The organism is Streptomyces sp. NPDC033221 (assembly GCF_055577005.1).
In genome coordinates this window covers 1-1,073 of sequence record NZ_JBVIQN010000103.1, presented here as the reverse complement: position 1 = coordinate 1,073, position 1,073 = coordinate 1, and the positions used below count along the sequence as shown (strand labels likewise).

The 1,073-nt window shown below is 74.2% G+C and carries 1 protein-coding gene; it reads left to right on the top strand.

The features are described 5' to 3' along the window. Nucleotides 1–1,073: condensation domain-containing protein (locus ACZ53K_RS42715; protein WP_468848557.1), on the top strand; the 1,073-nt coding region annotated here is incomplete at both ends.

The following is a 1,073-nucleotide window of genomic DNA, read 5'->3' as shown; positions in this document are numbered from 1 at the left end:
GCTGCCGTCGTCCCTCTGGACGCGCTTCCGTTGACGGCCGGCGGCAAGCTCGACCGGCGCGCCCTGCCCGATCCCGGTTTCACCCCGGCACCGGCCGGACGCGCGCCCCGCACCCCCGAGGAAGAGGTACTGTGCGGCCTCTTCGCCGAAGTGCTAGGCGTGCCCGAAGCCCGGCCGGAGGACGGTTTCTTCGCGCTCGGCGGCCATTCGCTGCTCGCCACCCGGCTGGTCAACCGGGTCCGCGCCGTCCTGGGCGCGGAACTCGACCTCCGTGCCGTCTTCGAGACACCCACCCCCGCCGCCCTGGCCACCCGGCTCGCCCCCACGGTTCGTCCGCGCCCGGCGCTCCGCCCGCTGCCCCGGCCCGTCCGCGTGCCGCTGTCGTCCGGGCAGCGGCGGCTCTGGACGCTGCACCGTATGGCGGGCCCGAGTGCCACGTACAACGTGCCGCTGGTGTTGCGGCTGCGGGGCCCGGTGGACGCAGGGGCGCTGGATGTGGCGCTGGGGGACGTGGTGGCACGGCATGAAGTGCTGCGGACGGTGTTCGCCGAGGCGGCGGACGGCGAGCCGTACCAGGTGGTGCGTCCGGCCCGTGGACCGTTCCTGGTCCGGACACCGGTCGCGCACGGGTCCGCCGACGCGTCGGCGAGGGCGGTACGCCGCGCCGCGCGCCACGCGTTCGACCTCGCGGCGGAACCGCCGTTCCGGGCCGAGCTGTTCCGTGGGCCCGGGGACGAGTCCGTGTTGGTGCTCCTGGTCCATCACATCGCGGCGGACGGGTGGTCCCTGGCGCCGTTGTGGCGGGATGTGTCGACGGCGTACGAGGCACGGTTGGGGGGCGGATCGCCGGACTGGGACCCGTTGCCGGTGCAGTACGCGGACTTCGCGCTGTGGCAGCGCGAGGCGCTGGACGACGTGACCCGGCAGATCGAGTTCTGGCGGGCGGAACTGAGCGACGTACCCGAGCGGTTGAGGCTTCCGTACGACCGTTCGCGTCCGTCATCCGGTGACCATCGGGGCGCGGTCGTCCCGTTCCGGTGGGACGCGGAGACGCACGGCCGGGTGGTGGAGCT